General features: G+C 65.2%; 22 protein-coding genes and 1 pseudogene. 13 read left to right on the forward strand and 10 right to left on the reverse strand.

The window, feature by feature from the left end:
* Nucleotides 1–99: 99 nt before the first annotated feature.
* Nucleotides 100–711, forward strand: coding sequence for an alpha/beta fold hydrolase (locus tag QRX50_RS49630; RefSeq protein ID WP_353074163.1), 612 nt, complete (start codon nucleotides 100–102; stop codon nucleotides 709–711).
* Between the two features lie 308 nt (nucleotides 712–1,019).
* On the opposite strand, the gene QRX50_RS22295 is transcribed toward QRX50_RS49630, so the two are convergent.
* Together QRX50_RS22295 and QRX50_RS22300 are read right to left on the reverse strand one after the other, a co-directional pair.
* The gene (locus tag QRX50_RS22295; protein ID WP_285973847.1) at nucleotides 1,020–1,904 is read right to left on the reverse strand and encodes an SGNH/GDSL hydrolase family protein; all 885 of its coding nucleotides are present in this window, start codon (nucleotides 1,902–1,904) and stop codon (nucleotides 1,020–1,022) included.
* 136 nt (nucleotides 1,905–2,040) lie between these two features.
* Nucleotides 2,041–2,658, reverse strand: a complete 618-nt coding sequence (locus QRX50_RS22300) for a class I SAM-dependent methyltransferase (protein WP_285973848.1) — start codon at nucleotides 2,656–2,658, stop codon at nucleotides 2,041–2,043.
* Between the two features lie 180 nt (nucleotides 2,659–2,838).
* Between QRX50_RS22300 and folC the strand changes: the two genes are divergently transcribed.
* Nucleotides 2,839–4,491 carry a bifunctional tetrahydrofolate synthase/dihydrofolate synthase gene (gene folC, locus QRX50_RS22305; RefSeq protein WP_285974528.1) on the forward strand — a complete coding sequence of 551 codons (1,653 nt, stop codon included), beginning with the start codon at nucleotides 2,839–2,841 and terminating at the stop codon, nucleotides 4,489–4,491.
* Nucleotides 4,488–4,892, forward strand: coding sequence for a DUF4233 domain-containing protein (locus QRX50_RS22310; protein WP_285973849.1), 405 nt, complete (start codon nucleotides 4,488–4,490; stop codon nucleotides 4,890–4,892). Before folC ends, QRX50_RS22310 begins: the two co-directional genes overlap by 4 nt.
* 16 nt (nucleotides 4,893–4,908) lie before the next feature.
* Here the strand turns inward: QRX50_RS22310 and QRX50_RS22315 are convergent, their stop codons facing one another.
* Nucleotides 4,909–5,286 carry a hypothetical protein gene (locus QRX50_RS22315; RefSeq protein WP_285973850.1) on the reverse strand — a complete coding sequence of 126 codons (378 nt, stop codon included), beginning with the start codon at nucleotides 5,284–5,286 and terminating at the stop codon, nucleotides 4,909–4,911.
* 106 nt (nucleotides 5,287–5,392) lie between these two features.
* Here QRX50_RS22315 and QRX50_RS22320 point away from each other — a divergent pair.
* A pseudogene (locus QRX50_RS22320) lies at nucleotides 5,393–6,160 on the forward strand (alkaline phosphatase D family protein); the annotation flags it as partial.
* Between the two features lie 74 nt (nucleotides 6,161–6,234).
* Here QRX50_RS22320 and QRX50_RS22325 read toward each other — a convergent pair.
* A complete protein-coding gene (locus QRX50_RS22325) occupies nucleotides 6,235–6,822 on the reverse strand; it encodes an NUDIX hydrolase (RefSeq protein ID WP_285973851.1) in 588 nt (195 codons plus the stop codon).
* 226 nt (nucleotides 6,823–7,048) lie between these two features.
* Between QRX50_RS22325 and QRX50_RS22330 the strand changes: the two genes are divergently transcribed.
* The 4 genes from QRX50_RS22330 to QRX50_RS22345 are packed head-to-tail and all read left to right on the forward strand — an operon-like array spanning nucleotide 7,049 to nucleotide 10,114.
* Nucleotides 7,049–7,456 (forward strand): hypothetical protein, encoded by a 408-nt coding sequence (locus QRX50_RS22330; protein ID WP_285973852.1) that lies wholly within the window; start codon nucleotides 7,049–7,051, stop codon nucleotides 7,454–7,456.
* The gene (locus QRX50_RS22335; protein WP_285973853.1) at nucleotides 7,456–8,058 is read left to right on the forward strand and encodes a DUF3558 domain-containing protein; all 603 of its coding nucleotides are present in this window, start codon (nucleotides 7,456–7,458) and stop codon (nucleotides 8,056–8,058) included. The genes QRX50_RS22330 and QRX50_RS22335 overlap by 1 nt, the downstream gene beginning before the upstream one ends.
* 35 nt (nucleotides 8,059–8,093) lie before the next feature.
* Entirely contained in the window at nucleotides 8,094–9,329 is a 1,236-nt protein-coding gene (locus tag QRX50_RS22340) for a hypothetical protein (RefSeq protein WP_285973854.1), read from the forward strand.
* 11 nt (nucleotides 9,330–9,340) lie between these two features.
* Complete coding sequence (locus QRX50_RS22345) at nucleotides 9,341–10,114, forward strand: ESX secretion-associated protein EspG (RefSeq protein WP_285973855.1); 774 nt, start codon at nucleotides 9,341–9,343, stop codon at nucleotides 10,112–10,114.
* Nucleotides 10,115–10,126: 12 nt separating this feature from the next.
* Here the strand turns inward: QRX50_RS22345 and QRX50_RS22350 are convergent, their stop codons facing one another.
* Nucleotides 10,127–11,293, reverse strand: coding sequence for an NsdA family TPR-like regulatory protein (locus QRX50_RS22350; RefSeq protein ID WP_285973856.1), 1,167 nt, complete (start codon nucleotides 11,291–11,293; stop codon nucleotides 10,127–10,129).
* A 730-nt stretch (nucleotides 11,294–12,023) separates the two neighbouring features.
* On the opposite strand from QRX50_RS22350, the gene QRX50_RS49635 reads away from it, so the two are divergent.
* Nucleotides 12,024–12,425, forward strand: coding sequence for a transcriptional regulator (locus tag QRX50_RS49635; RefSeq protein WP_353074164.1), 402 nt, complete (start codon nucleotides 12,024–12,026; stop codon nucleotides 12,423–12,425).
* A 725-nt stretch (nucleotides 12,426–13,150) separates the two neighbouring features.
* On the opposite strand, the gene QRX50_RS22360 is transcribed toward QRX50_RS49635, so the two are convergent.
* Together QRX50_RS22360 and QRX50_RS22365 are read right to left on the reverse strand one after the other, a co-directional pair.
* Nucleotides 13,151–13,276 (reverse strand): hypothetical protein, encoded by a 126-nt coding sequence (locus QRX50_RS22360; protein WP_285973858.1) that lies wholly within the window; start codon nucleotides 13,274–13,276, stop codon nucleotides 13,151–13,153.
* A 116-nt stretch (nucleotides 13,277–13,392) separates the two neighbouring features.
* Nucleotides 13,393–13,764: a hypothetical protein gene (locus QRX50_RS22365; protein WP_285973859.1), complete on the reverse strand. Its 372-nt coding sequence runs from the start codon at nucleotides 13,762–13,764 to the stop codon at nucleotides 13,393–13,395.
* Between the two features lie 425 nt (nucleotides 13,765–14,189).
* Here QRX50_RS22365 and QRX50_RS22370 point away from each other — a divergent pair, with 425 nt between their 5' ends.
* The 4 genes from QRX50_RS22370 to QRX50_RS22390 all read left to right on the forward strand — a co-directional run bounded on the left by QRX50_RS22370 (nucleotide 14,190) and on the right by QRX50_RS22390 (nucleotide 20,598).
* On the forward strand, nucleotides 14,190–14,321 hold the full coding sequence (locus QRX50_RS22370; protein WP_285974529.1) for a MerR family transcriptional regulator: 132 nt from the start codon (nucleotides 14,190–14,192) through the stop codon (nucleotides 14,319–14,321).
* Nucleotides 14,322–14,910: 589 nt separating this feature from the next.
* Nucleotides 14,911–15,690, forward strand: coding sequence for a transposase family protein (locus tag QRX50_RS22380; protein ID WP_285973861.1), 780 nt, complete (start codon nucleotides 14,911–14,913; stop codon nucleotides 15,688–15,690).
* Between the two features lie 121 nt (nucleotides 15,691–15,811).
* On the forward strand, nucleotides 15,812–17,494 hold the full coding sequence (locus QRX50_RS22385) for a GmrSD restriction endonuclease domain-containing protein (RefSeq protein ID WP_285973862.1): 1,683 nt from the start codon (nucleotides 15,812–15,814) through the stop codon (nucleotides 17,492–17,494).
* Between the two features lie 788 nt (nucleotides 17,495–18,282).
* Nucleotides 18,283–20,598, forward strand: coding sequence for a hypothetical protein (locus QRX50_RS22390; protein ID WP_285973863.1), 2,316 nt, complete (start codon nucleotides 18,283–18,285; stop codon nucleotides 20,596–20,598).
* 43 nt (nucleotides 20,599–20,641) lie between these two features.
* On the opposite strand, the gene QRX50_RS22395 is transcribed toward QRX50_RS22390, so the two are convergent.
* The 3 genes from QRX50_RS22395 to QRX50_RS22405 form a co-directional block, all read right to left on the reverse strand.
* A complete protein-coding gene (locus tag QRX50_RS22395; RefSeq protein ID WP_285973864.1) occupies nucleotides 20,642–21,484 on the reverse strand; it encodes an IS3 family transposase in 843 nt (280 codons plus the stop codon).
* 157 nt (nucleotides 21,485–21,641) lie between these two features.
* Nucleotides 21,642–22,775, reverse strand: coding sequence for an NsdA family TPR-like regulatory protein (locus QRX50_RS22400; RefSeq protein WP_285973865.1), 1,134 nt, complete (start codon nucleotides 22,773–22,775; stop codon nucleotides 21,642–21,644).
* A gap of 182 nt (nucleotides 22,776–22,957) precedes the next feature.
* The gene (locus tag QRX50_RS22405) at nucleotides 22,958–23,338 is read right to left on the reverse strand and encodes a helix-turn-helix domain-containing protein (protein ID WP_285973866.1); all 381 of its coding nucleotides are present in this window, start codon (nucleotides 23,336–23,338) and stop codon (nucleotides 22,958–22,960) included.
* Nucleotides 23,339–23,437: the final 99 nt, after the last annotated feature.

Here is a 23,437-nt window from a genome sequence, read left to right on the forward strand (position 1 = left end):
GGCGGAACCGCCGAGGTCCACTACGCCGTGACCGGCTCCGGTCCCGGGCTCCTGCTGCAGCACGGCACGGCGGCGTCGCACGAACAGTGGGCGCCGGTAGTGGAGCTCGCGCGGGAGTCGTTCACGGTCGTCGCGCCCGATTTCTCCGGTTCCGGCAGCACCGTCGACCACGGTGGCCCGGTCTCGATCGCCGATCTCGCGGCCGAAGCACTGGCCGCGGCGGACGACGCCGGGCTCACCACGTTCCACGTCGCCGGCCATTCGCTCGGCGCGGTGGTGGCGGCGCACCTGGCGGGCACACACCCGGCGCGCGTGCGCTCCGCCGTGCTCCACGCCGCCTGGCCGAAGACCGACCCGCGGCAGGACGCCGAGTTCCGCTACTGGCTCGCGCTCCTCGACCACGGCACCGACGTGTTCGCGCGGAATGCTGCCGCTGATGGCGTTCGGGCCCGGCTACTGGGCCACGACCACCCCGGAGGCCAACGAGGACCTGGTGGCGCAGCTGGTGATCCAGCCCGGGACGGCGCGGCAGATCGAGGCCGACCGCGGCGTCGACCTCCGGCCGGTGCTGGGCTCGATCACGGCGCCGACGCTGGCGCTGTCCAGCGCGTACGACCGGTTGATCGAGGCGGCGCAGCAACAGGAACTGCTGGCCGCGATCCCGTACGCGAACCACATCGAGCTGCCGGCCGGGCACGGCGCGCCCGGTGAATTGCCGGGGGAGTTCGCGAAGGTGCTCCTGGACTTCGCGGTTCAAGCCGAAGAGATCCGGGCCGAGGCGGGCCGGGCCGGCACTTGACTGGAGGTGGGTGCCTGCCCGGTCCTGGCTGCGCCGGTTGCCGGCGGCGCGGGTCTCGCCTGCTGATTTTCATCTCAGTTGGCGTGATTATGCAAGTTAGTAACCTGAGTTGACACTCCGGTGTGACGGTTGCGAGACTCTGCGGTGCCGAGGGAGGGGTGTCCACGAGCGACGGGGGCCGGCGGGTGACCGCCGCCCCCGCTCGTTCGCGGTCCGGGGGTCAGCCGGCGAGCTGCCGGTGGATGACCCCGGCGAGACCCGCCATGCCTTCGGGCAGCGGGTGGTAGGCAGCGGCGGTGAAGAGCAGGGTGTCCTGGCCGTTGATCCACGCGGCGCCGCCGGGCGCGCAGGCGTCGTGGCCGGCCGACGGGGTGAACGTGTCCACATAGGACGCGTTGCCGTCGGCCTCGACGGCGTTCTCGATGGCGGTGTTGAGGGCTTCTTCCACGCTGGACAGCCAGGCGTAGTCACCGTCGGCGAAGGGCAGCACGCTCGGGCAGTAACCCGACGCCGGCGCGATGCGCGGGTACCCGACGGCGAGCACCTTCGCCCGCGGGGAACGCGCGTGGATGCCGGTCAGCACCGTCCGGATGCTCTGCTGCGTGTTTTTCAAGGCGGCCTTGATGGAATCCACGCCGCCGGCCGTGAAGTGGCGCTCGCACGGGTTGCCGCTCGGGTCGGTCGGACGCAGCGCCGGGCAGGTGCCGATGAGGGTGCCGAAGACGCCGGAGTCGTTGCCGCCGATGGCGAGCGTCACGAGGTCGGTGTCCAGGCGCAGCGCGGAAAACTGCGGTGCGTTCACGCCCAGCGGCACGCTCTGGGCGGCTGTCATGTTCGATGTGTCCGCGCCCGAGCAGCTGACGTCGGTGAAGCTTTCCACGCGCAGCGCGGACGCCAGGATCGACGGGTAGTTCGACGAACTTCTCGCGCACCCCAGCGGATCCAGCCGCTGGGCGGGGATCAGCGGCCCCGCGGTATACGAGTCGCCCAGCGCGACGTAATTCCGGTAGTACTCCTGCCGCGGCGCGGCGTCCGCGGTGGCGGTGGCTGTCGTGACGGCTGTTGCGGCCGCCAGCGCGGCGAACACGAGCCGGGTGGTACGCATGGGAAGGCCCCGTTTCTCCGAACCGAATTCACGGACTCTTCTCACGTGTAACCAGCTCTTCGCGGGTTGCCTGCCGCCGTTCGGGTGGCCGGCCCCGGGATTCACCCGCCAGTGGTGTGACGCGGCGGGAATCGGGTCAGGACAACGGTTTCCGGTAGGTCAGGAGGTGCCGCCAGAACGAGAGCCGCCGGATCGTGCTGCCGGGAAGGAGCTCTTGCGCGTCGTGCCTGAGCTCGTTCATCGTCGGGAACTTCAGGTCCACGGGTGGTTCCGGCGTCGGGTCCGGGCCGCCGTTGAGCCACTCGCCCGCCGCGACGACCAGCCGCGCGGCCACGTTGGCCGGCGCGAAGGCGAGCTCGACGGCGTAGTCGCCGGGGGTGCTGGGTCGGGCCAGCCCGAGAACCGCGAGGACTCCGCCGGGGTGCAGCGCGTCGCGGAGCTTCGCCACGGTGTCGAACGGCATGTGGTGGAGGGAGGCGATGCAGGAGATGAAGCCGTAGGCGTTCTGCCCGAGGTCGTCGTTCGCGATGTCGCCCTTTCTCGCCTCGACCTTTCCCGGCCCCGGAGACCCCAGCGCGGTGGCGATCCGCACCATCTCCTCGGACACGTCCACGGCGTCCACGTCGAGCCCGCGGGCCGCCAACCGCCGCGCGAACCGCCCCTGTCCGCATCCGACGTCCAGTGCCCTTTTCGCCTCCGGCGGCACGAGGCTCAGCAGCAGCGGGTGGTAGCGGTGGTTGTGGTTGAACGGCATGCCCCCGACTTAACCAGCAACGCTGCGCCCACGGCCGAACCCGCAGGTCACCCCTACCGACACGGGCCCGACGCCCGGCAACTCACCGCACGTAGACTCGTCTGGTCAGGTGAAGCCCGTCGTCGAGGGAGCGTGTGCGTGCCGCGAGGTGATGCGGACGGCCAGGGGCCGTTCGAGGAGATCGACGAGGCCGGCCAGAGGCGGCCCGATCTCGCGGACCCGGACAGTTTCGCCGGGGTCGACGAGCTGGGGGCGCGGGCGCACGACGAATCGGACGACATCGACCCCGACCTGGACGCGCCGGACGCCGCGTACACCGTCGGCGGTGGGTCCCGCGGGGGTATCGGCGGGATCGGGCAGCTGGGGGACAACCTGGCGACCGGCCCGGTGCCGGACCTGCTCGGAGCCGAAGAGGCGGAGCTGCACGAGCTCGACGACCAGGGTGTCGAAGAGCCGGCGCAGAACCCCAACGGGCCCCAGGCGCGCCGGGAGCTCATGGCCGTCGAGGCGGAGCTGAACCAGCGCTGGCCCGAGACGAAGATCGAGCCGAGCCTCGCGCGGATCCAGGCGCTGGTCACGCTGCTGGGCGAGCCGAACCGCGGCTACCCCGTGCTGCACGTCGCCGGAACCAACGGCAAGGGCTCGGTCAGCCGCATGATCGACGCGCTGCTCACCCGCATGGGCCTGCGCGTCGGGCGGTACACGAGCCCGCACCTGCAGCTGGTCACCGAACGCATCGCGCTCGACGGGCACCCGATCTCGGCCGCGCGGTACGTGGATCTGTTCCGCGACGTCGCGCCGTACGTGAACATGGTGGACGCCGCAAGCGAGGACGGCGTGGCGATGAGCAAGTTCGAGGTGCTCACCGGCATGGCGTTCGCCGCGTTCTCCGACGCGCCCGTGGAGGCCGCCGTGATCGAGGCGGGCATGGGCGGGGCGTGGGATGCCACGAACGTCGCCGACGCCGACGTCGCCGTGATCACCCCCATCGGCCTCGACCACACCGAGTACCTCGGCCCGACGGCCGTCGACGCGGCGCGCGAGAAGGCCGGGATCATCAAGCCCGGCTCCGTCGCCGTGATCGCCGAGCAGGACCCCGACGTGCTCAACGTGCTGCTCAAGCGCGCGGTCGACGTCGACGCCGCGGTGGCGCGCGCCGGCAGCGAGTTCGGCGTGCTGGAGCGCGAGGTCGCGGTCGGCGGGCAGATGCTGAAGCTGCAGGGCCTCGGCGGCGTGTACGACCAGATCTTCCTGCCCCTGCACGGCGCCCACCAGGCGGCCAACGCGGCGCTCGCGCTCGCGTCCGTCGAGGCGTTCTTCGGTGCGGGCAAGGAGCGCCAGCTGGTGCTCGAAGCCGTGCGCGAGGCCTTCGCCGAGGTCGAGAACCCGGGCCGGCTGGAGCGCGTGCGCGCCGCCCCCACCGTGCTCCTCGACGCGGCGCACAACCCCATGGGCGCGCAGGCGCTGGCCACCACCGTCACCGACGAGTTCGCCTTCCGCCGACTGGTCGCCGTCGTCGCGGTGATGGCGGACAAGGACGCGCGCGGCATCCTCGACGCGCTCGAGCCGGTGGTGTCGGACGTCGTGGTCACCCGCAACTCGGCCCCGCGGTCGATGGAACTCGAGGACCTCAACGAACTGGCCATCTCCATCTTCGGCGAGGACCGCGTGCTCGCCGAGCCCGACCTGGAGACAGCCGTCGAGACGGCCATCGGCCTCGTCGAACAGTCCGACGACCCGGAGGAACCCCTCGCCGGCGGCGGCGTGCTGGTCACCGGCTCCGTGGTCACCGCGGGCGAGGCCCGCACCCTCTTCGGGAAGGAACCGGTATGAGCGAGACGCCTCCGCCGCCTCCTAAGGACCCCATGAAGGGCTTCCGCGGCGTCCTCTCGGGCACGCTGATCATGGAAGCCATCACGGTCGCCCTCGCCCTGCCCGTCGTCAACAAACTCGGCGGCGGCATCACGTCCGCGACGGGCTGGGCGGTCATCGGCATCGCCGTGGCGCTGCTCGTGCTGTGCGGCCTGCTCAAGCACGCGTGGGCGGTGCCGGTGGTGCTGGTGCTGCAGGTCGCGCTGATCGCCATGGCGTTCGTGTTGCCGGCGATCGCGATCATCGGGGTGCTGTTCCTGGCGGCGTTCGTGTGGTTCCTGTACCTGCGCCGCGAAGTGGCGCGGAGGATGGCGGCGGGGACGTTGCCGAGTCAGCAGCAGCAGCCTTCGCAGAACAGCTGAGGCTCGGGTCGGACGGCTAAAGCCCGCGCTGGGAGTCCAGCCGCTCCGCGTCGTTCCACGAAACCGGCGTCGCTCCGACCGCGGGAAAACTCAGGCGCGGATCATCGGATTGGACCAGGCACATCATCCGGTGCCCGACCAGCAGGGCACCGCGCGCCTGATCCGCGAAGATGTCCAGCACGGCACGGGCGACGCTGGCTTGCGCGCCGGCGAACTTGTCAACGACTGCCTGCGCGACGTCGCCGCGGGTGAATACGGCACCGACCTCGGGGCGACCGGGTTCGTGCTCGTCCTGCGGCACCACGGGACCCCGGAACATCGTGACAAAGGTGTTCCGGAGCAGCCTGAAATCCAGCTCCGCGGAGAGCTCCGCACTCGGATCGAAGGCAGCCATCCGGGCCGAGCCTATTCCGTCGGGCCGGCAGCAGCGCCGACCCAGTTCACCGTCACGTCGCCAGGAGTTGTCCGACCAGCCGTCACAGCGGGATACAACGTCCGGCATGACCGAATCGACCCACTCCCGCCGCTCCCTGTTCAAGGCCGGTTTCGCCGCGTCGGCCGTTGTCGGTGGGGCGTTGCTCCTGCCCGAGAGCGTTTCGGCCGCGCCGTTGGTGCGCCGGGCGCGGCCGGTGCTCACGCACGGCGTCGCGTCCGGTGATGTGACCACCGGGTCCGGCATCATCTGGTCGCGGGCCGACCGGCCGGCGCGGCTGGTCGCCGAGATCGCGCGCGACGAGTCCTTCCGCCACGCCCGCAGAGTCACCGGGGACGTCACCACGCCCGACACCGGCGGCACCGGCAAGGTGCGCGTCGCCGGCCTGCAGCCCGGGACCGAGTACCACTACCGCGTCACGGCCGTGGACCTCGACGGCCGCACGTCCAGCGAGCCCGTCACCGGCCGGTTCGCCACCGCGCCCGTCGGCCGCCGCGACACGCGCATCCTGTGGAGCGGCGACGTCGCCGGCCAGAACTACGGCATCAACCCCGCGTTGGGCGGCATGACCATCTTCTCCGCCATGGCCGACCGCCGCCCCGACCTGTTCCTGCACAGCGGCGACACCGTCTACGCCGACGGGCCGCTCACCGAGACCGTCACGCTCCCCGGCGACGGCGGCACCTGGCCCAACATCGTCACGCCGGAGAAGGCGAAGGTCGCCGAAACCCTCGACGAGTTCCGCGGCCAGCACTCCTACAACCGCCTGGACAAGAACTTCCTGCGCTTCGCCGCGCAGGTCCCCAGTTACGTCCAGTGGGACGACCACCAAGTACGTCAACTGACAACACGCTAGCACGCTCGACCAGCGAGAACCCGACTGTCATCGGTTCGCGGACTAGCTGATGGTTATGCGGGCTCGGTCGACTGGTGTTGCCCGGCGGCTCCTCCGGTGCCGCGTGTGGCGACGTAGTAGAGCAACGGCACCAGCGCCCCCGCGCCAAGAAGTTCTTGCCGCTGCGCCAGTTCGGGTATCCGGCTGAGCGGAACCCATTCCAGCCTGCCGACTTCTTCGGTATCCGTGGGTTCGCCGACCTTCTCGGCAGCCCGCCAGAGATAAACCTCGGTGCCTGCGGTCACCTGTCCGGGCAACGGTTCAAAGCTGATCAGGTGTTCGGCCTCGCCGAGCGGCTGATAGCCACTCTCTTCGCGGATCTCGCGGGCCGCTGTGGCGGCCGGTTCCTCACCCTCTTCGACCAGACCCCCGAGCAGTTCGTAGCCCCATTGGTCAGTGGGGAAGCGGTAGCGCCAGAGCATGAGCACGCGATCCCGGTCGTCCACGATTAAACCGATGGCGATCTTCGCCAGATGCACCACGTGGTAGTCCCAGCGTTCGCCGTTCGGCGCTTGCACGTCGGCCAGGCCGAGCCGGACCCACTTGTTGTCGTAGACAGTCCGCTCACCGAAGGTCTTCCATGCCCCAAGCTCGTCAGTCACGCCCAGCACCCTACGGGGCTGGCGATGTCCATGGCACGCCCATCCGATGGACGTTCAACGTACGTTGGACGCACCTCGCTGATGGCCGATCCAGCCCTGTACAGCCTGGTCAGAGCGGGTGCGGACGGTCACGGGAGTGATCTTCGGCGTTCTGGAGACGGTTTGTTGCCGATTGGCTACTATCGGTGTGAGGTACGAGCCCACGGTATGTCAGGGGAGGCTTGCAGTGGCCGGGCAGGAGCAGGCGTTGAACGCTGCCAGATTCGTGGTGGCCGGCGAAGGTGGCGGAGGTGCCCCCGGCGGCGGGTCGGCTGGTGGAGCGTTTGCCCTTGACCGAGACGCCATGACCACCGAACTCGGGAACCTCAAGAAGCTCCAGGACCGGATAGCTGATCAGCTGTACCAGGCTAGGCCGCTGTGGTCGATCCAGTCTCCAGGCAACGACCCGGCGTCGCTGCGCAACACGGCGGCGTGCAACAAATCAGGTGTCGCCTATCAGGAAGCGCTGAAGCGCCAACGTGATTTTGTGGGCGTCTTCATTGGGAAAATGGAAAAGGCGCTCGGGATTCATGAGGCCAGCGACGAGCAGGCCGCGCAGACCGTGAATTCCAAGGGCGACGGAGGTCACTTCTGATGGTTCGTGTGTCTCGACTCGGTGGCGTTGTGGGTGTCTTGGCGCTTACATCCCTAATTGCCGCGTGCTCTGGAGCCACAGGGGGCACGCCAGAGCCGAGCCCCTCTTCCCCGTCGAGCACCGGACCAGCGGTCCCAAAGATTGAAGCCCCTTTGCCTGCGTCGCTAATTCAGGGTGACCCGTGTGCCGCCCTCACCTCTGCGCAAGTCGACGGCCTGTTCACGAATACGCCGACGCGTGACCAGGCTGCGAAAGATACCGGTGCGGCCAAGTCGTGCGGCTGGCATGACATTGATCGCGGATCCCTCATCGGCATCCAATTCGTCTATGCCTGGAAACACGGGTTGGCCGACGTGTACGCGACGCAAGGCCGTGGCTTCTTCAAGGTTCTGGCTCCGGTACAGGGGTACCCGGTCGTCGCTTACGGCCCGACTGATGACCGCTCAAGTGGTGCGTGCGGTGTCGCGGTGGGGATCGCTGACAATGCGGCGTTCGAGGCCGATGTCCAGTTCGCCAACTCTGCCGTGGGCAAGGGTGATCCCTGTGATGACGCACGGAAAGTTGCGGATCTAGCAATCACCACGTTGAAGGCGAGTGCCTGATGTCCGGTGGGCCCGCTGAGGTTTTCAAGTCGTGGATGGACCAGCAGCAGAAAGAGGGCAATCTGATCCTGCCCGGTGAACTGGTGCGGCGGGTGAAGAACGGCCCGGGCCTGGGCAGCTTGGGGGAAGCTCAGCACGTGAGTATGTCGCAGGCTTCGCAGCAGCAGGGGATCGACTCGGATACGCGGGCGATCGTCGCCCGGTTGGAAGCCGCATGGTCCGGGCAGAGCGGCGACGCGGCCCGTGCTGGGTTGCAGCCTTTGGCGGAAGCGGCGACCTCGTCATCATCCGCCCTGTCCGGCAGCCAGAGCACCTTGACCGATCAGAGTCATGCGTTCCAGTCCACTCGCGACTCGTTACAGGAAGTGTCCGACTGGCCCCCGACGCGGGATTTCGTCGACGTGGCAACCCCGTGGGACACCGACGCCGAGGACCAAATCAACCAGCGCAACGCGGCGGTTCAGCGGAACAACGAGATCTATCAAAGCTTCACCTCGACCAGCGACGGACACGCACAGGCCATGCCGACCGAATACGGCCAGATGCCCGATGCGCAAGGTGACTTCACGGTCGGGAATCCTTCTGCCTCAACGAATCAGCAGGCAGCGAACATCGGGCATTCGACATTCCAGCCGCACTCGTCGGGTCTGGATGGCGGGTCGTCGCGATCAAAATACAACAACCCGTTCGTGTCGCAGCCAGTGCAGGACAACACCGGCAATGGCCGGGGCCAAGTCGGCAACGAGCAGTTGCCCGCCGCGCAGGGGAGCGGTGGCGACGGCACGCACTCGGCAGGCTTTGTCCCGCCAACTGACCCCGGTACGGGTGCCGGTGACGCGACCAGGTTCACGCCGAGCGGTCCGGGCGGAAGCGGGTCGTCCTCCTATGGCCCGGGGAACGGAATCGGCGGGGGCCCCGGCTTCAGCGGCGGCTTCGCCGGTGGCGCGGCTGGCCTGGGCGAGCCGGGTGCCGGTGGACGAGTGCCTGGAACACCTGGGGCGGATCCGCGCACCGGTGGCCCTGGCGGGCCGGGGCGCTCGACTGGGTCGGGCCGGCTTGGTGGTGCCGTGGAAGAACCGGTGACGCGAGGCGGAGCAGCCGCGAGCGGTGCTCGCGGCGCTAACGGCATGCCGATGGGCGCAGCTGGTGCCGGGAAGGGCAGCAAGGAGGAGGACAAGGAGAAGAAGTCCGCCTCGTACCTGCTGGAACCGGACCCGAACGCGTTGTTCGGATACGACGGTAAAGCCGTTCCTCCGGTGATCGGCAAATAACGGCTACCCGCATGCTCATCGACGAACCGGTGACGGTGCCCCGCGCGGCTCTGGCCAGGGCGTGGGAGTGGGAACGAATCGGTGCGGCGCACCCCGTGCTGGGTGTGGTCGAGTGGTGGCTGGAAGACGACGCATCAGCCACGTTCGACGATCTCACGCGGCAGATCCTTGCCGAGCCCGGGTTCTACGACCTGCGCCGGCAGCGGCTTACGGGGGATTTCCGAGACGTCTTGTGGGCAATTTCGACCGCGGACGCGGAGTGCTATCGCCTCTCCGGTGCTCGTGACGGGCAGACTTCCGGAGCGCTGGCGGTCGTCGCTGGACGCACGGGTTTGCTGATCACCGTTGAGGACGAGCAGGCGACGCTGGTGCGCATCCCGACCGGGCGCTTGTGCCGGGCGGTCGTCGACACCCTGCCCAACGCCCGTCCCGCCGCGATCGGAGAGATCCGGGTACCTCGCGCGGAATACGGTGCGGGTTCAGTGTCCGAGTCGTTCGACTTGGACACGACCAGCGACTACACCGCGCCTGATGCTGCCGGGCAGCTTCGCGAGCTGATGGCCGCGCCCCGCAGTGCAATGCACCAGTTCTACGTGGCCAGCCGCGTGAATGGCCAGCGTTCGTCGAGCTATCCGCTGACTGCGATCGACACGGTTGATCACGGACGGGTTCTGACGATGCTTCAAAACGGTGTCGACGGCGAGGACATCATCTCGTGTGGCCCAGGCAGTGCCGACTACGTCACAGCAACCCTGGAAACCACCATGCGCGGACTGGACGACTGATCCCGGCCGTTACTAACACTTGCCAGGCAGACGTGCTAGCCGCCGCAGCTGGCGCGCTGAGCCAATTTCCGTTGCCAAGTCACGTGCTTTGGTGATGTGAAGGTTCGCTTCGTCGTGTTCTCCTGCGACGGCAAGAGCGGTGGCCAGATCAACGCGGAGCCCCGCTTCGGCGCGTGTAAAGGTCGGATCCAGACCTCGTAGAGCCTTGTCGAGAACGCTTACGGCGTCCGCCTCGCCGATGCGAGCGAGGGCGTTCCCACGCCAGCGAGCGAGGTGCACAGAGTCCAGAACAAGGTATGGACCGTCATCCGTCGACGGGCCGGCCGGAAGCAACGATTCCGCACGGTCGAACGCGCGGAGGCTTTCCAAAGGCCTATCGCTGGCTGCGAGTGCTTCGCCGTGGGCAGCGGCTAGCCACGCACGCAGCAGCGGACTGCCATCTCCCCGGGCGTCGCTCTCGGTCGCGGCCAGCAGGTCGACGGCGTCGATCGCGTGCCCGATGTCTAGCAGCACGAAAGCCTGTTCGGCTTCAACGTGCCTGGCGAAAGCAGCATCGTCGGATTCATGCGCCACCTGTTTTGCGCGTTCGTAGTGGTTCCACGCGGTTGAGACCCGGCCTTGGTCGAGTGCTTGCCACCCGGCGAGCGCACTCAATTCCGCGAGCAACGCGGCGAGCTGAGCGCGAGTTCCAGCGGACAGGCTGTACGAGTGCAGCTGCGTCACCTGGTCAATCTTGACCGCAACTTCGTGATACGCAGCGGTAGCCCCCAATTTCCGGTCGAGCTGTCGCACCGCCGCCAATTGGTCACGCAGGATTGCCACCACGCTCGTATCGATCCGCTTGGCAGTCGCGATAGCTGACCGCAGCTCCTGTCCGACGGTATCGGCGCTGGCGGTAGTCGGCTCGATCGGTACTAGAAGCTCGTCAATGCTGGTTCCGAAGATCCGTTCGAGCAGACGCGCCGTGGCGGGGCGAGGGCGGCCGACCAGGGTGCCGTCGGTTCGGCGTCCGGCAACCAGCCGCTTGAGGTTGCGTTCGCTGAGCGTCCCTGGCTCGCCGGACTGACGGGCGAACGATTCCGCGGATTCGGCGAACTCGGACAACGACTGGCTGCGCTCCCAGATCTTCTGTTCGAGCAGCGTACGTGGTTGTCGTGCTCGCTCATCGGCTACTGCCATGTCTCCACCCCGTGGCCCCGGACTGGCCCGTCACTGGCCCACCGGCGTCCTTCCGCTGAAATAGCTTCACCATACACGCTTATATCAGCTTACTGAACACGTTGACTCCGGCTGTGAAGCGTGCCGGCGGGGAGGGACTTGGACGATGGCATCCGATCAGGCGCGGCTCTACATTGTGTGGCACCGCAGCACGAACGATGGACGCGACCACGCGATTACCGACGCGGAGTTCGTGCGAGCGCGCCGCATGAGGTCTTGCGGTCAGTATCGGGCCGTCTGCGGGCACGTCGTCACCGTGGGGTCCATGCTGGAGGCTCCTGGTGCGCCATGCGCGACGTGCCGGACGTACGTCTTCGTACGAAGCCGGGTGCCGGCTTCGGATGGGCACGCTCGCCATGCCCAACGGTCCGCGCCTTCGCTGTGGTCCCGCGTCCGGCGCCGCATGTGCAATGGCGCGCGCCTCTTTGGCGCGACGTCGGCTGCCGTTGGCGGCGCGCAGTGACAGGACCTGTGTTTCTTGCGCGTCCCGTGCGCGGGTTGGTCGGAGAAACGCGAAGAGTCGTGCATACATTCGATGTCCCTCGTGGTGAAACGCCATCCCGGCTCGTCGCCTTCTGTGGTGCAGATTTCGGCCCCGGAGAGCTGGAAATCAAGAATGCGCCCGAGGGAATGCCCTGTATGGAATGTTTGCGCCATATTCCTGTCCCCGCGAGTTGACGGGAAGTGTATGATGGCTCGTTTCGTGCACGTCGAAGGCTTCACTGAGGGGATTGATCCGATTCTGATCCCGCCTGTTCGGCTGCTAATTGTCGTCATTCTGGTCGACCGGAATTGGTGTGAATACGCCACGTTGCGGGTGAAGCTTGGACTGGAACCGTCTGTACTTTCGAAGCAATTGTCCACCCTGCGTAAGGCAGGTTACGTGACTACCAGATCAGGGGTCGACGGTCGACGATCAGAATGGCTGATATCGAAACGTGGAATTGATCGGCTGGACGCGCATCTATCTGGATGGCATCGCCTCGCTGCGACGGCCTCAGAGGTGCTATCTGCCACTCGCGCGTTAGCGCCGCGTTCACTGCCCGTTACAGAGGTGTCCAGCTCGAACGGCAATCGTCATGACCAGGCCTAATCTCCTTGTAAAGGTTCTGGACACCTTAATCGGCCGTGCGTCAGTTGGAAAGAGTGGGAAACGAAGGCGACGCAGCCGCCTTCTCTGTCATAATCAACGTTCGGTGCTCGAAATTAGTCAACGCATTGAATGGGAGATTCTCACCGAAGATACCGGTGTCATGTATGGGGTTCGACGTACGCGGTTGGCACCCGATCCTCTGCAAGATGGAGTCATGTTCGGACTTCTTGCGCTGCCAAAGCGTTCCCCTGGTGGTGCCCTTAAGCGGAGACTGTATGTGCAGCGGCCAGTTGTGCAGCCGGATACCGACTTGATGAAACGAGTACTAGACGGACTTCGCCGGATTGATTGAGCCTTTGATCCGACGAGATTAGAGCGCATCGACGACGCGCATGTCCGCCTGGCGGTCGACGGATTGGCTTACACCGGGTTGCCGCGAAGTATCTCGACCGCTCGTGGCTGAGGTTGCTGCGCGAGGCCACTCCCATGTACGCCGCCCAGCTGTACCAGCAGTCGGCCGCGGCGCAGCGAGCGGCGGGACACAACCGAGAAGCCCGGCGCTCGACCTTGGGACACCCTTGATCTCAACCGGAGCGCGCACACTATGACACCGCCAACAACGCCACCGGTCAGACCCTCACCGCGCTCGGCCGGGTACTACGACTGCTCGCTTGGGGCTTCGCGAACCTCTGCATCGCAGGATTCGCCGGTGCGGTCGGCAAAACCTAGCTCAGCTCCTGGCGCACGGTTTTTCCAGCGTCCACAGCGTGGCGCGGATCGAGCAGCCCGACGGCAAGGTTGACGCGACACGCTTTCGTATCGAGAACCTTCGCCTCGGTCGCGTCGGCCACCTTGGATCGGTCGAACGGGGCCGAGCTCCGCGGCGATCTGGTTGCGGTTGCGGCCGACGGCATGCAGCGCCCGAACCTTGCGGCGTTCCTCGTTGGATGGGGCCGGGCAAGGCGGATCACCTCGACTCCGTAACGAAACGACGCGGAATCACGCTGTAGCGACCGTGCGCAAACTTCTCGTGATCTTCGGTGCTCTGGTCCTTGTCGCTGGCGGCGGCAGCCAGCCAGCCGTCCGCACCGGCGCCGGCGGCGCCCGCGGCTTCGCTTCGCCGCGGGCTTTGGCGGTGGGGCGGACCTACCTTGAGGCGCTCCGTTCGATCGACCCTGGCCTCGTCGAGAACCGGGTCCGCGCGATCCTGCGTGGGCGGGACGTGTGTGATGACCTCGCGCAGGGCAAGGACCGCGCGACCGTGGTCAGGAGCGAGGCTTTGCGCTTCGCCGGCGGCCGAGAAGATCGTCGCGGCGATCGGGTCGAGCGGGCTCTGCACGGAAGTAGGGCATGTGTGAGCCCGGGTGGCTTGGGGGTGCGGTCGGGGCGCTCGTCGGGTCTGTCCGCTAGGGGCGCCCCACCAACGTGACCGACCTTGCACTCGGCGAGGCGAGATCGGCTACTAACTCTTGGCGTCAGGCGACGTGCCCAGGTGCGCGACCCTCGGATGAGCGCTAGCCTCACGGCCGCGGCGGGTCTGCCGCGCACGCTGAGCGCCACTTCACGGAGAAGACCGTGCATGGAGATCGAGACCAGCTGACGATCAGCGTCGGCAACCTAGACATTTCGGATGCTTCCGTCCGCCGATTCGCGGCATTGCTCGGCGAGGTAGTCGCGCAGAAGCTACGCGAGTTACCGACCGTCCAGGAGCGGGTCCTGCTAACGGTCGAAGAGGCAGCCAACCGGCTGGCGATTAGCCGCAGTGTGATCTACGAGCTACTGAGGTCAGGCCAGCTTGAATCGGTGACCATCGGTCGCAATCGACGCGTGCCGGTTCTCGCTGTCGACGACTTCGTAGCGCGACTTCGCAGGGAGCAGCATGAACCGCCCCAGTAGATTGCTGACGGTCATGGAGGTGTGCGACGAGCTACGAGTGGCCCGGAGCACCTTCTACGAGTGGCGCATGAAGAGGCGTGAACCGAGGGGCATCAAGCTTCCGCACGGGGGGCTCCGGATCTGACGGGCCGACCTCGATCGCTGGATCGACGAGCGGGAGGAAGACGTGAAGTGGTGAGCACCGCCTTGGGAACATGCATACAGCGACGTCCTGAGCTGTGCCTCGGCGGATCGAGAGCCGTCGTGGGATTTCTTCGGCACGTCCTCGGCACAACGCCCTCCATCGAATCGAACGGGCGCCCCTTCTTGCGGCCTCGGGAGGAGCTTGCCGCGGCGCCGCAGGAAGCGAACTTAACGGGCGTTTCGGACAGTCCTCGCGACACTGGCATCGTGCCCGGACCGGGGCTGGTGCGAATGGAGCAAGTTGGCCGCCGGGGGAGGCAGAGGACGAACAACGGGAGGTCGGGACGACGCGACGAGCCAGCGACTCTGATGGCTCAGACTGCCGAAGATCGGCACCATGTTGCACCTAAGGGATGTCTCGTAACCCGGTGTGGGTCGGTTGTGGGTGTTGGTTGATCATGGTGTGGTGCAGGTGATCTCGGCGTCGCGGTCGGAGTGGATTGTTCCGTTCACGGGGTTGGAGCCGGGTCAGTTCCGGAAGTTGGTGCGGGTCGTGGCGAAGCGTGGTGGTGACGACATTGCTGATGGTCGTCCTGGTCGTCAGTGGCGTCTTGATCTGGCTGATCGTGTGTTGCTGGTGGCGACGTACTGGCGGACGAACCTGACGATGCGACAGATCGGACCATTGTTCGGGGTGTCGCATTCCGCGGCGCACCGGGTGATCGACACGATTGGCCCGCTGCTGGCGCTGGCTCCGGTCCGCAAGCGGCGGATCGACTCGGTGGCGATCGTTGATGGCACCTTGGTGCCGACGCGGGATCACCGGCTGGCGGCGCCCTCGAAGAACTACCGGTACTCGGCGAACGTGCAGGTCGCGATCGACGCGGACACCCGGTTGGTGATCGCCACCGGGGACGCGCATCCGGGTAACCGCAATGACTGCACCGTCTACCACGACTCCGGTATCGAGCAGGAGTTGGCGGGGCGCCCGGTGATGGCCGACGGCGGCTACCAAGGCAACCCGGCCGTGATCATGCCCTACCGCAAACCCCATGACGGCAGCGATCTCCCAGACTGGAAAGAAGACCTCAACGCCGGCCACCGCAAAATCCGTGCCCGCGTCGAACACGCCCTGGCCCGGATGAAGTGCTGGAAAATCCTGCGCGACTACCGCCGCGCCGCCAGCACCCTCAACGACACAGTCTCCGGCATCGCCCACCTCCACAACATCCACCTCGCAGACTGATCCACAACACCAGCCCCACCAACCACACGGTCAGTTACGAGACATCCCTTAGTCAGAGGTTACCTTAAGTCGGTCGCTCAATGTGCTCGAATCCGTTGACGATCTACACTAAGGTCTCTATATGACTGACAGTCAAGACAGGCCTGCCTTTAGAGACCCGAAGCCGTCGCCTGAACGTATCACGCAACTCGCACAGCGGGTTCTCGATGGAGATATCCTACTTCCGCGATTTCAACGAAACTTTGTGTGGAAGCGTGCGCAGATTCTGGAACTTCTTGACTCCATAAGGCGAAACTACCCAATTGGCAGCATGCTCCTCTGGCAGTCGCGTCAAGTCCTCACCAGCGAGAGATCAATAGCCGACCTGACAATATCCGAACGTAAGCCGGACTATCCAGTGAACTATCTCCTCGACGGGCAGCAGCGACTTTCAACGATCTGCGGAGCTCTATACTGGAACGGAAGCAAGGCGGATAGCGTATGGAATATCGCGTACGATCTAAAGAATAAAAATTTCCTACACCTCTCTTCACTCGACGAACCGCCTCTCCATATAATCCCGACGCGAAGGCTTTCGAAACCGTCCGATTACTTCAGTAGAACAGTCGGATTGCCTTCTGAGCTCCAGGACGAAGCGAAATCACTCTTCGACCGCTTCACCGACTACCAAACAGCAATCGTCACCCTCGGCGACATGTCACTCAAGGATGTCGGGCCCGTTTTTGAGCGGATCAACAGCACAGGAACGCGACTAACGGTAGTAGACCTTATGCGGGCAGCTACCTGGTCGCCAGAGTTTGACTTGGTAGACCAGATTGATAATATCCTCCAGGGTCTCGATCCTAAGCATTTCGGCGGCCTAGATCATAAGACCATTCTGCGCGGTGTCGCCGCCTCTGCGGGCTTTGGCTTCTCGTCGGAGGACATGGACGCACTGCGCGACCTATCGGTCGAGAAACTCAAAGCAGTCACTCAAGACACAAAGGAAGCCGCGCTGAAGGCTGCCGACTTCCTATCAACACAGATTGGCGTACCTGGCAACTCGGCACTTCCGTACACCAACCAATTTGCTGTGCTAACCGAGATCTTCCGCCTCATAAAGTCTCCAACAACCTCACAGTACGCCGCAATACGCAGTTGGTTCTGGAAGACTACATTTTCCAGCTATTTCGGTGGTTGGAACACTGGAAACATGGCATCGGATTTAGCGGCAGTGCAGTTTTTTGCCAAGGGTGCCGCCGAAATTGCTAACTCCAGTGTGCCACCCCAAGAGTCCGTGTGGAGACTTCGAGACTTTAGATCAAACAGTGCTACGTCAAAGATGCTTGCGATTATGCTGGCGCACGAGAAGCCCGTCGACCTGCTGACGGGACAGCGGATTGATGTCGGCAAGTCACTTTCGTGGGCGAACGATAAGGAATTCCACCACTTCTTCCCCCGCAATTATATCGCGCAATCTAAAGCCGTGATGCCCCCGGCAAATAAGGTGGCCAATATCATTATGCTCACCTCGGATAGCAATATCAAGATTAGCGATAAAGCACCTTCCGAGTATCTGAATATGATTCAAAACGAGATGGGTAAAGAGGAGCTTCAGGCGCGGCTCGCGAAGTCGCTCGTGCCCCCCGCCGCCCTGGAAGCGGCGTTGCAGGATGACTATGATGAGTTTCTCCGCCTTCGATCGCATGAGCTTCAGCAGCGTGCGGTCCTCTTGACAGGCGAGACCGACGGCGTGCCAATTCCTCCCGCCGGTGAAGCTGATCAAGATAGACAAGACGACGAAGATGTCGATCCATCCGCCTAACGGCTTCTAAATCTATTCGTGTACTTTCAGTGCAGCTGCTGTCGCGACGGTGACGACGCGACAGCAGCTGCGTCAATATTCCGAGAAGCGATTAACCGAGGCTGAGGCGGCCGTTGCGGTTCTGATGGAGGCTGTTGGCAAGGGCATTCCTCGGCCGATAATTGCCGCGACGTGAGCGATAATGCTCAGCCTTATAGGTCAGAAATCTGTTCGCAACCGGCGTGCTCGGGGGCGTAGCCGGTTGGTGACGGTCTCGACGGAGGCTTCGCTGCGACCTCGACGACTAGTTCGGGGCCGGCGGGTAGGTACTCGGTCTGCCCGCACCGACCCCGTCCAGGCGGCGATCTGGGCTGGTAACTCTCTGGTGGTCATCCAGGAGGTCTACGCCAGCCTGCTCGATGGCCAGGCGGTCCGGGCGCGCGAGCAGGTGCAACGTGCGCTAGGCATACATCGAGGGGGAGCTTACTTCGGCACGTCCTCGGCACAACCGGCCGCTTTAAGCAAGCTCGGGTCTGGCACGCAGCTGCATATGGCAAGATCGCCCATCTACCAGCGTTTCTGCTGGTAAATGGGCGATCTTCGCTGGTCTCGTAGGGTCCCCCTGCAGGATTCGAACCTGCGACACCCGCCCTATAAGGGTGCTCGGGCCCCTTTCGGCGTGTCTGTCGCCGATCAGGCTGATCCGGCAGTTGGCTGGGCTGGCTCTGATGCACTTGGCCGACGGGCGTTCGCAGGCATCAAGACCGTCATTGATCAACTTCAGGAGTGCGCGCTTGCTGTGCCGCAGGATGCCGAGCCAGACCTACCGATCGACGTCGGTAACGTTTCAGGATGTGGCACTGGGAAATGGCGCGCGCGGCAGTCTGACGTCTGTCGAGCGTGACTTGGTTGATCATGTTGAGCGTGGCGAATATCTTGACCTGACCGACAGTGGTCGCGTGGACGAGAGTGCCATACGGACTTGGGGAGAACAACAGACGATTCGGGCATGGGTGGTGCGCGACATCATGCTTGGCCGGCTGGCAGCCGATGCAGACCCACGCGGCCTGCGCCTGCGTGGCGCCCGCATCGCCGGCCGATTGGACCTCGACAACATCACCAGCACAGTCGCGCTTGCTATGATCGACTGCCTGTTGGAAGAGGGTTGCTCCGCGAACGACAGCCATCTAACGACTGTTGCCCTGTCGCATTGCCGGGTTGAGCACCCCACAAAAGTGCCCCTCTCATTGGAACGGGCGGTCGCAACCAAGCTCACCCTTAATAAGACAACAGTGACAGCCACTAGTGAACTGGCTGGTATCGCGCTAAACGGTGCTCAAATAGGTGAGGTAAGTTGCGCCGGAGTGACTCTGCGCAACGAATTCGGACCAGCCCTCAATGCCGACGGTTTGGTCGCCGACCGAGTGGTGCTTGCCGACGGATTCTCGGCGACCGGATTCGGACAGTCTGGGGCGATACGGCTATCCGGCGCCCGAATCACCGGCCAGCTGGAGTGCGCCGGGGCGACGCTGCGGAACTACGTTGGCCCGGCACTTGCTGCCGACAGGCTGCAGACTGGCGGGAGCGTGTTCCTATGTGACGGGTTCTCAGCGACCGGCGCTGGGAGTGGGGCGGTACGCCTGCTTGGCGCCCGAATCACCGGCCAACTGGAGTGCGCCGGGGCGATCCTGCACAACGACTTCGGACCAGCCCTCAACGCCGACAGGCTGCAGGCTGAGGGGAATGTGATCTTAAGTGACGGGTTCTCGGCGACCGGCGCCGGGGAGTACGGGGCTGTACGGCTGTCCGGCGCCCGAATCGCGGGCCAATTGAACTGCTGCGGGGCGACCCTGCACAACGACTCTGGACCCGCCCTTCACGCCGACATGATGCGGGCCGAAGGGAACGTGATCTTAAGTGACGGGTTCTCAGCGACCGGCGCCGGGAAGTACGGGGCCGTACGGCTGTCCGGCGCCCGAATTACCGGCCAACTGAACTGCGGCGAGGCAACCCTGCACAACGACTCCGGACCCGCTCTCTCCGCCGACGGGGTGCAGGCGGACAGGGGGGTGCTTCTATACCACGGGTTCTCGGCGGCCAGCGCCGGGGAGTCCGGCACCGTGCAACTGCTTGGCGCGAAAGTCGGTCAAATGCTTTGTTACAAGGCGACCCTTCTCAATGACTCCGGTCCAGCGCTCGATGCCGACGGGCTGCATGTCAACGGGAACGTGTTCCTACGTGACGAGTTCTCAGCGACCGGCGCCGGGAAGAACGGGGCAGTACGGCTGTCCGGCGCCCGAATTACCGGCCAACTGAACTGCGACGGGGCGACCCTGCACAACGATTCCGGACCAGCCCTCAACGCCCTCGGGCTACAGACTGGTTCGGACGTACGCCTAATCGGCGAGTTCTCAGCGACCGCTGGCGGGGAGGATGTGGTGCTGCTTCTAAACAATCTTCGAGTCGGCGGCGCCCTTTACTTCTGCCCGACGAGGCTGGAACATGACCGCCGCGCGCAGGCTCGACTGAGCCTTGACGGCTTGGTCTATACCGGACTGCCGCGAGGCATCTCGCCTCACTCCTGGCTGCGCCTGCTGAGCGAGGCCACCCCTTCCTATTCTGCCCAGCCGTATCAGCAGCTGGCGACGGCACAGCGGGCGGCGGGACATGACCGAGAAGCGCGACGGGTGTTGATCCAGCAACGGCGTGACCAAATTCAGCGAGGCGCGCTCACCGGACGAGTCGAACGCACGTGGGGCCGACTTACCGGAGTCCTCCTCGGCTACGGCTACCAACCTTGGCGAGCGCTCCTTGGTCTGCTCGCCACCTTCATACTCGCCGCCACGGTCGCCGCGATTCTGGGAGGGCATGGCGGGTTGGTACAGATCCGAACGCCACCCAGCTCAACTCCAGTTGGTTGCACTCTCGTCGAACGCGTGGGAGTTGGGCTAGACCTGGGCACACCGCTGGTCTCGACCGGAGCCCGCGCACGCTGTGATACCACCAGCAGCGCGACCGGCGAGGGTCTCGCGGTGGCTGGGTGGGTCCTACGGCTGCTGGCCTGGGCTTTCGCGACCCTGTTCATCGCTGGTTTCACCGGTGCGGTGCGCAAGACCAATCAGTAGCCGAATCACGCAGTGAGGTTCTCCCGTTCGGCCGGAGAGCGAGTTATCTGGTTCGGGCGGGGACCGGTTGATGGTAGCTGGCCTCGTACTCGGCGGGCGAGCGCCAGCCCAGCTGCTTCTGTATCCGCTGGGTGTTATACCACCCATCAATATAGGCGAACAGGGTGTTCTCGGCTTCTTCTCTTGTCCGCCAACTGGTTCGATAGACCAACTCGGTCTTGAGCGTGGAGAAGAAGTTTTCCATCAACGCGTTGTCGTAACGGTCGCCGACCGTTCCCATCGACCGCGTGATCCCGTTGTCCGCCAACCGATTCGAGAACCGGAACGCCGTATAGGTCGATCCTCTGTCCGAATGGTGGATCAACTGGCCTTCCCGGACCTGCCGTGACCACACCGCATACTCCAACGCGCCGAGCAACAGCTCGGTGTCGCAGCGATCTGAGCACTTCCAACCCACGATTCGGTTGGAGAACGCATCCCGGACAGCAGCGAGCCAAAACACCCCCTGACCAGTCACAATCCGGGTCGCGTTGGCCACCCACAACCGATTCGGCTCGACCGCGGTGAAGTCCCGGTTGACCAGATCCGGCGCCGGCGTGGCCCGCCGATCCTGCCGAGTGGACCCGACCTGCTTGTTCTCCTCGGCCATCTCGCTGGTCGGCTGACCGGCTCGTTCGCCGCGGTCGGCTTCGTCCTGGCGTATCCAGTTCCGCAGCGCCTCGTGGTGTACGCCGAGTTGCTCGGCCAGCTTGCGGATCACCGGTTTCGGATCAGACTCGCGGTAGAGCCGGACCGCGGGCCCACAGCTCGTCGACCGTGGTCGATGCCCACGAACTCGACGAGGCGGCGCGCGTGGCCCGCGCCCAGGCAGCCGCACCCATGGCATAGGGAACGCGCAGCAAGTAGGAACATGATCCGCCCGGCGCGGCCTCCTCCTACAGGCCCGACCCACAAGACCGCCAGCGCGCCGGTACGCGGCCGGGTAGTGCAGCAGCGGGCGAGACGATGTCTGCGATTTTGCACGCCTTGAACGGCCAGTGCTGTCATGCGACACTGGAAGTGCTCCCCGGCAAGATCAGACCACTGAGACGGTGCAGCTGCCGATCGGACTTGATCTGCGCGGCAAGCCGCCGGGCCTGCCGCGCGTGGGCGAGCGTGGCGTCACGGTCACCAGCCGCCGCGTAGGCGAATGCCAGGTCAACCAGCATGCCTGTCCTGGCACGAACGAAGTCCGGCGGTACGAGAGGCAAAGCCGTGGTGAGTTGCTGGATCGCATCCGGCTCGCCGAGCTTGCTCAACGCGTTGCCACGCCACCGATCGAGGTGCGCGCCGCCCAGAAACAGGAACGGCAACGCCGGGTCCACGGGGTCGGTTGGCAGGTGCGCGCTCGCCGCGTCGAACGCTCGCAGCGCGTCGTCTCGCTGGCCCGCCGCCGAAAGGCCTTCCCCATGAGCTGCTGCCATCCACGCGCGCAGCACGGGCGGTGCCGAGCGGTCCGCAAGCGCACGTGCCTCCGCGAGCTGTCCGACGGCTGCTTGGACCTCGCCAAGGTCAATGAGGATGAACGCCTGTTGCGCGGTCGAATGCGCTAGCAGGATGGGTGACCCTGCTTCACGCGCGGCAGCCTTGGCTGTCTCGTGATGCTCCCACGCTTGCCGGATGGCATTGCGGTCGAGCGCTTCCCAGCCAGCCAGCGCCGATGCCTCAGTCAGGACGCCGGCCAGTGCCTGGCGTTGCCCGTTCATCGTGCTGAAACCAAGCAAGCCTTGAAGCTGGTCGATGTTGCTGCGCAGTTGGTCGAGCTGTGACAGGCCGCCGAGACGTCGGTCGACGTGCCGCGCCTGATCTACCTGTCGCTTGAAGACCTCGACGATCTCTGAGTCAACTGAGCGGGCAAGCGCGAGCCGCGAGATCAGTTCGTCTGCTTCGTCGTTCGCTTCCTCCTCAGGGAAGCCGAGTTCTTCGCTGGTGCGGCCATAGATGTCACGGAAGAGCCGACGGTACGGCTGGCTGACCGCCTCTCGTCCGTTCTCCCAGCGCGAGAGCTTGGTCTTGAGGCTCGTTGCCGACATGACAGGCACCGCGAGCGTGTCGGCGCGGCGGAGCAGCATCCTGATGACCTCATCGGCCTTGTAGCCGAGATGCTTGCGGACTGCCTGAAGGTTGGTCTCAGCCATTGGCAACTTCTCGCGGATAACGGCTCTGACCTGCGTAGTTAATTGAAGTTAATGGGATTGTGGTTAACCTCAGCCATCTGCGAAATGGTGCCGCGCTGCCGTTTCCTTGAGGCATGAACGCAAACGAAAACCACCTGGTGCTCCGGGCACGAGAGCATTCGACGCCGCGGAACATAGGACCCCTAGCGCCCGTTCGGCCGGCTCAGTACGTCGGCGATGTCCGCTCGCAGCGCGGCGAGCTGTTCAGTGATGTCGGACAGTCGGCGCTCAATCACGGCAAGCCGCGCCGACACGGCGTCTTCCATGTCCTCACGGGGCTGGCCTGGAGCTGGCGGTATGCGGCCGTGCAGCAGGGCGAGCAGGTGTTGGGGGTGCAGGCCGAGCGCCAAGGCCAGCGCTTCAAGCGTCCGGTCACTGCGCTTGCGCTCCACGGTGTGGTTCTGGATTTCGCGGACGATCGCCTGAGAGACCTGCGAGCGTTCGGCGAGCTCGCGTTGCTTCCAGCCGAGCTCTTGGACGCGCTCGTTGATGGCCCTCGCGACCGCCGCCCAGTCTTCCGACACCCATTCCTCCGTGGTCCGCCTCATCGCCGACATTAGTGCTTGACGGAGCCGACCGGCTCGGAGATCAACACTCCGTCGCGCGTTCGGACCATTCTCACG

The organism is Amycolatopsis sp. 2-15 (genome assembly GCF_030285625.1).
GTDB classification, from domain to species: Bacteria; Actinomycetota; Actinomycetes; order Mycobacteriales; family Pseudonocardiaceae; genus Amycolatopsis; species Amycolatopsis carbonis.

What these genes read in the sequence shown, in the direction of transcription:
- QRX50_RS22385 (WP_285973862.1), top strand. Translation starts at nt 15,812, where the DNA reads ATGACTGACAGTCAAGACAGGCCTGCCTTTAGAGACCCGAAGCCGTCG.
- QRX50_RS22315 (WP_285973850.1), bottom strand. Translation starts at nt 5,286, where the DNA reads ATGGCTGCCTTCGATCCGAGTGCGGAGCTCTCCGCGGAGCTGGATTTC.
- QRX50_RS22335 (WP_285973853.1), top strand. Translation starts at nt 7,456, where the DNA reads ATGGTTCGTGTGTCTCGACTCGGTGGCGTTGTGGGTGTCTTGGCGCTT.
- QRX50_RS49635 (WP_353074164.1), top strand. Translation starts at nt 12,024, where the DNA reads ATGGCTCGTTTCGTGCACGTCGAAGGCTTCACTGAGGGGATTGATCCG.
- QRX50_RS22395 (WP_285973864.1), bottom strand. Translation starts at nt 21,484, where the DNA reads ATGCCATGGGTGCGGCTGCCTGGGCGCGGGCCACGCGCGCCGCCTCGT.
- QRX50_RS22300 (WP_285973848.1), bottom strand. Translation starts at nt 2,658, where the DNA reads ATGCCGTTCAACCACAACCACCGCTACCACCCGCTGCTGCTGAGCCTC.
- QRX50_RS22310 (WP_285973849.1), top strand. Translation starts at nt 4,488, where the DNA reads ATGAGCGAGACGCCTCCGCCGCCTCCTAAGGACCCCATGAAGGGCTTC.
- QRX50_RS22350 (WP_285973856.1), bottom strand. Translation starts at nt 11,293, where the DNA reads ATGGCAGTAGCCGATGAGCGAGCACGACAACCACGTACGCTGCTCGAA.
- QRX50_RS22390 (WP_285973863.1), top strand. Translation starts at nt 18,283, where the DNA reads ATGCCGAGCCAGACCTACCGATCGACGTCGGTAACGTTTCAGGATGTG.
- QRX50_RS22340 (WP_285973854.1), top strand. Translation starts at nt 8,094, where the DNA reads ATGGACCAGCAGCAGAAAGAGGGCAATCTGATCCTGCCCGGTGAACTG.
- QRX50_RS22400 (WP_285973865.1), bottom strand. Translation starts at nt 22,775, where the DNA reads ATGGCTGAGACCAACCTTCAGGCAGTCCGCAAGCATCTCGGCTACAAG.
- QRX50_RS22345 (WP_285973855.1), top strand. Translation starts at nt 9,341, where the DNA reads ATGCTCATCGACGAACCGGTGACGGTGCCCCGCGCGGCTCTGGCCAGG.
- QRX50_RS22295 (WP_285973847.1), bottom strand. Translation starts at nt 1,904, where the DNA reads ATGCGTACCACCCGGCTCGTGTTCGCCGCGCTGGCGGCCGCAACAGCC.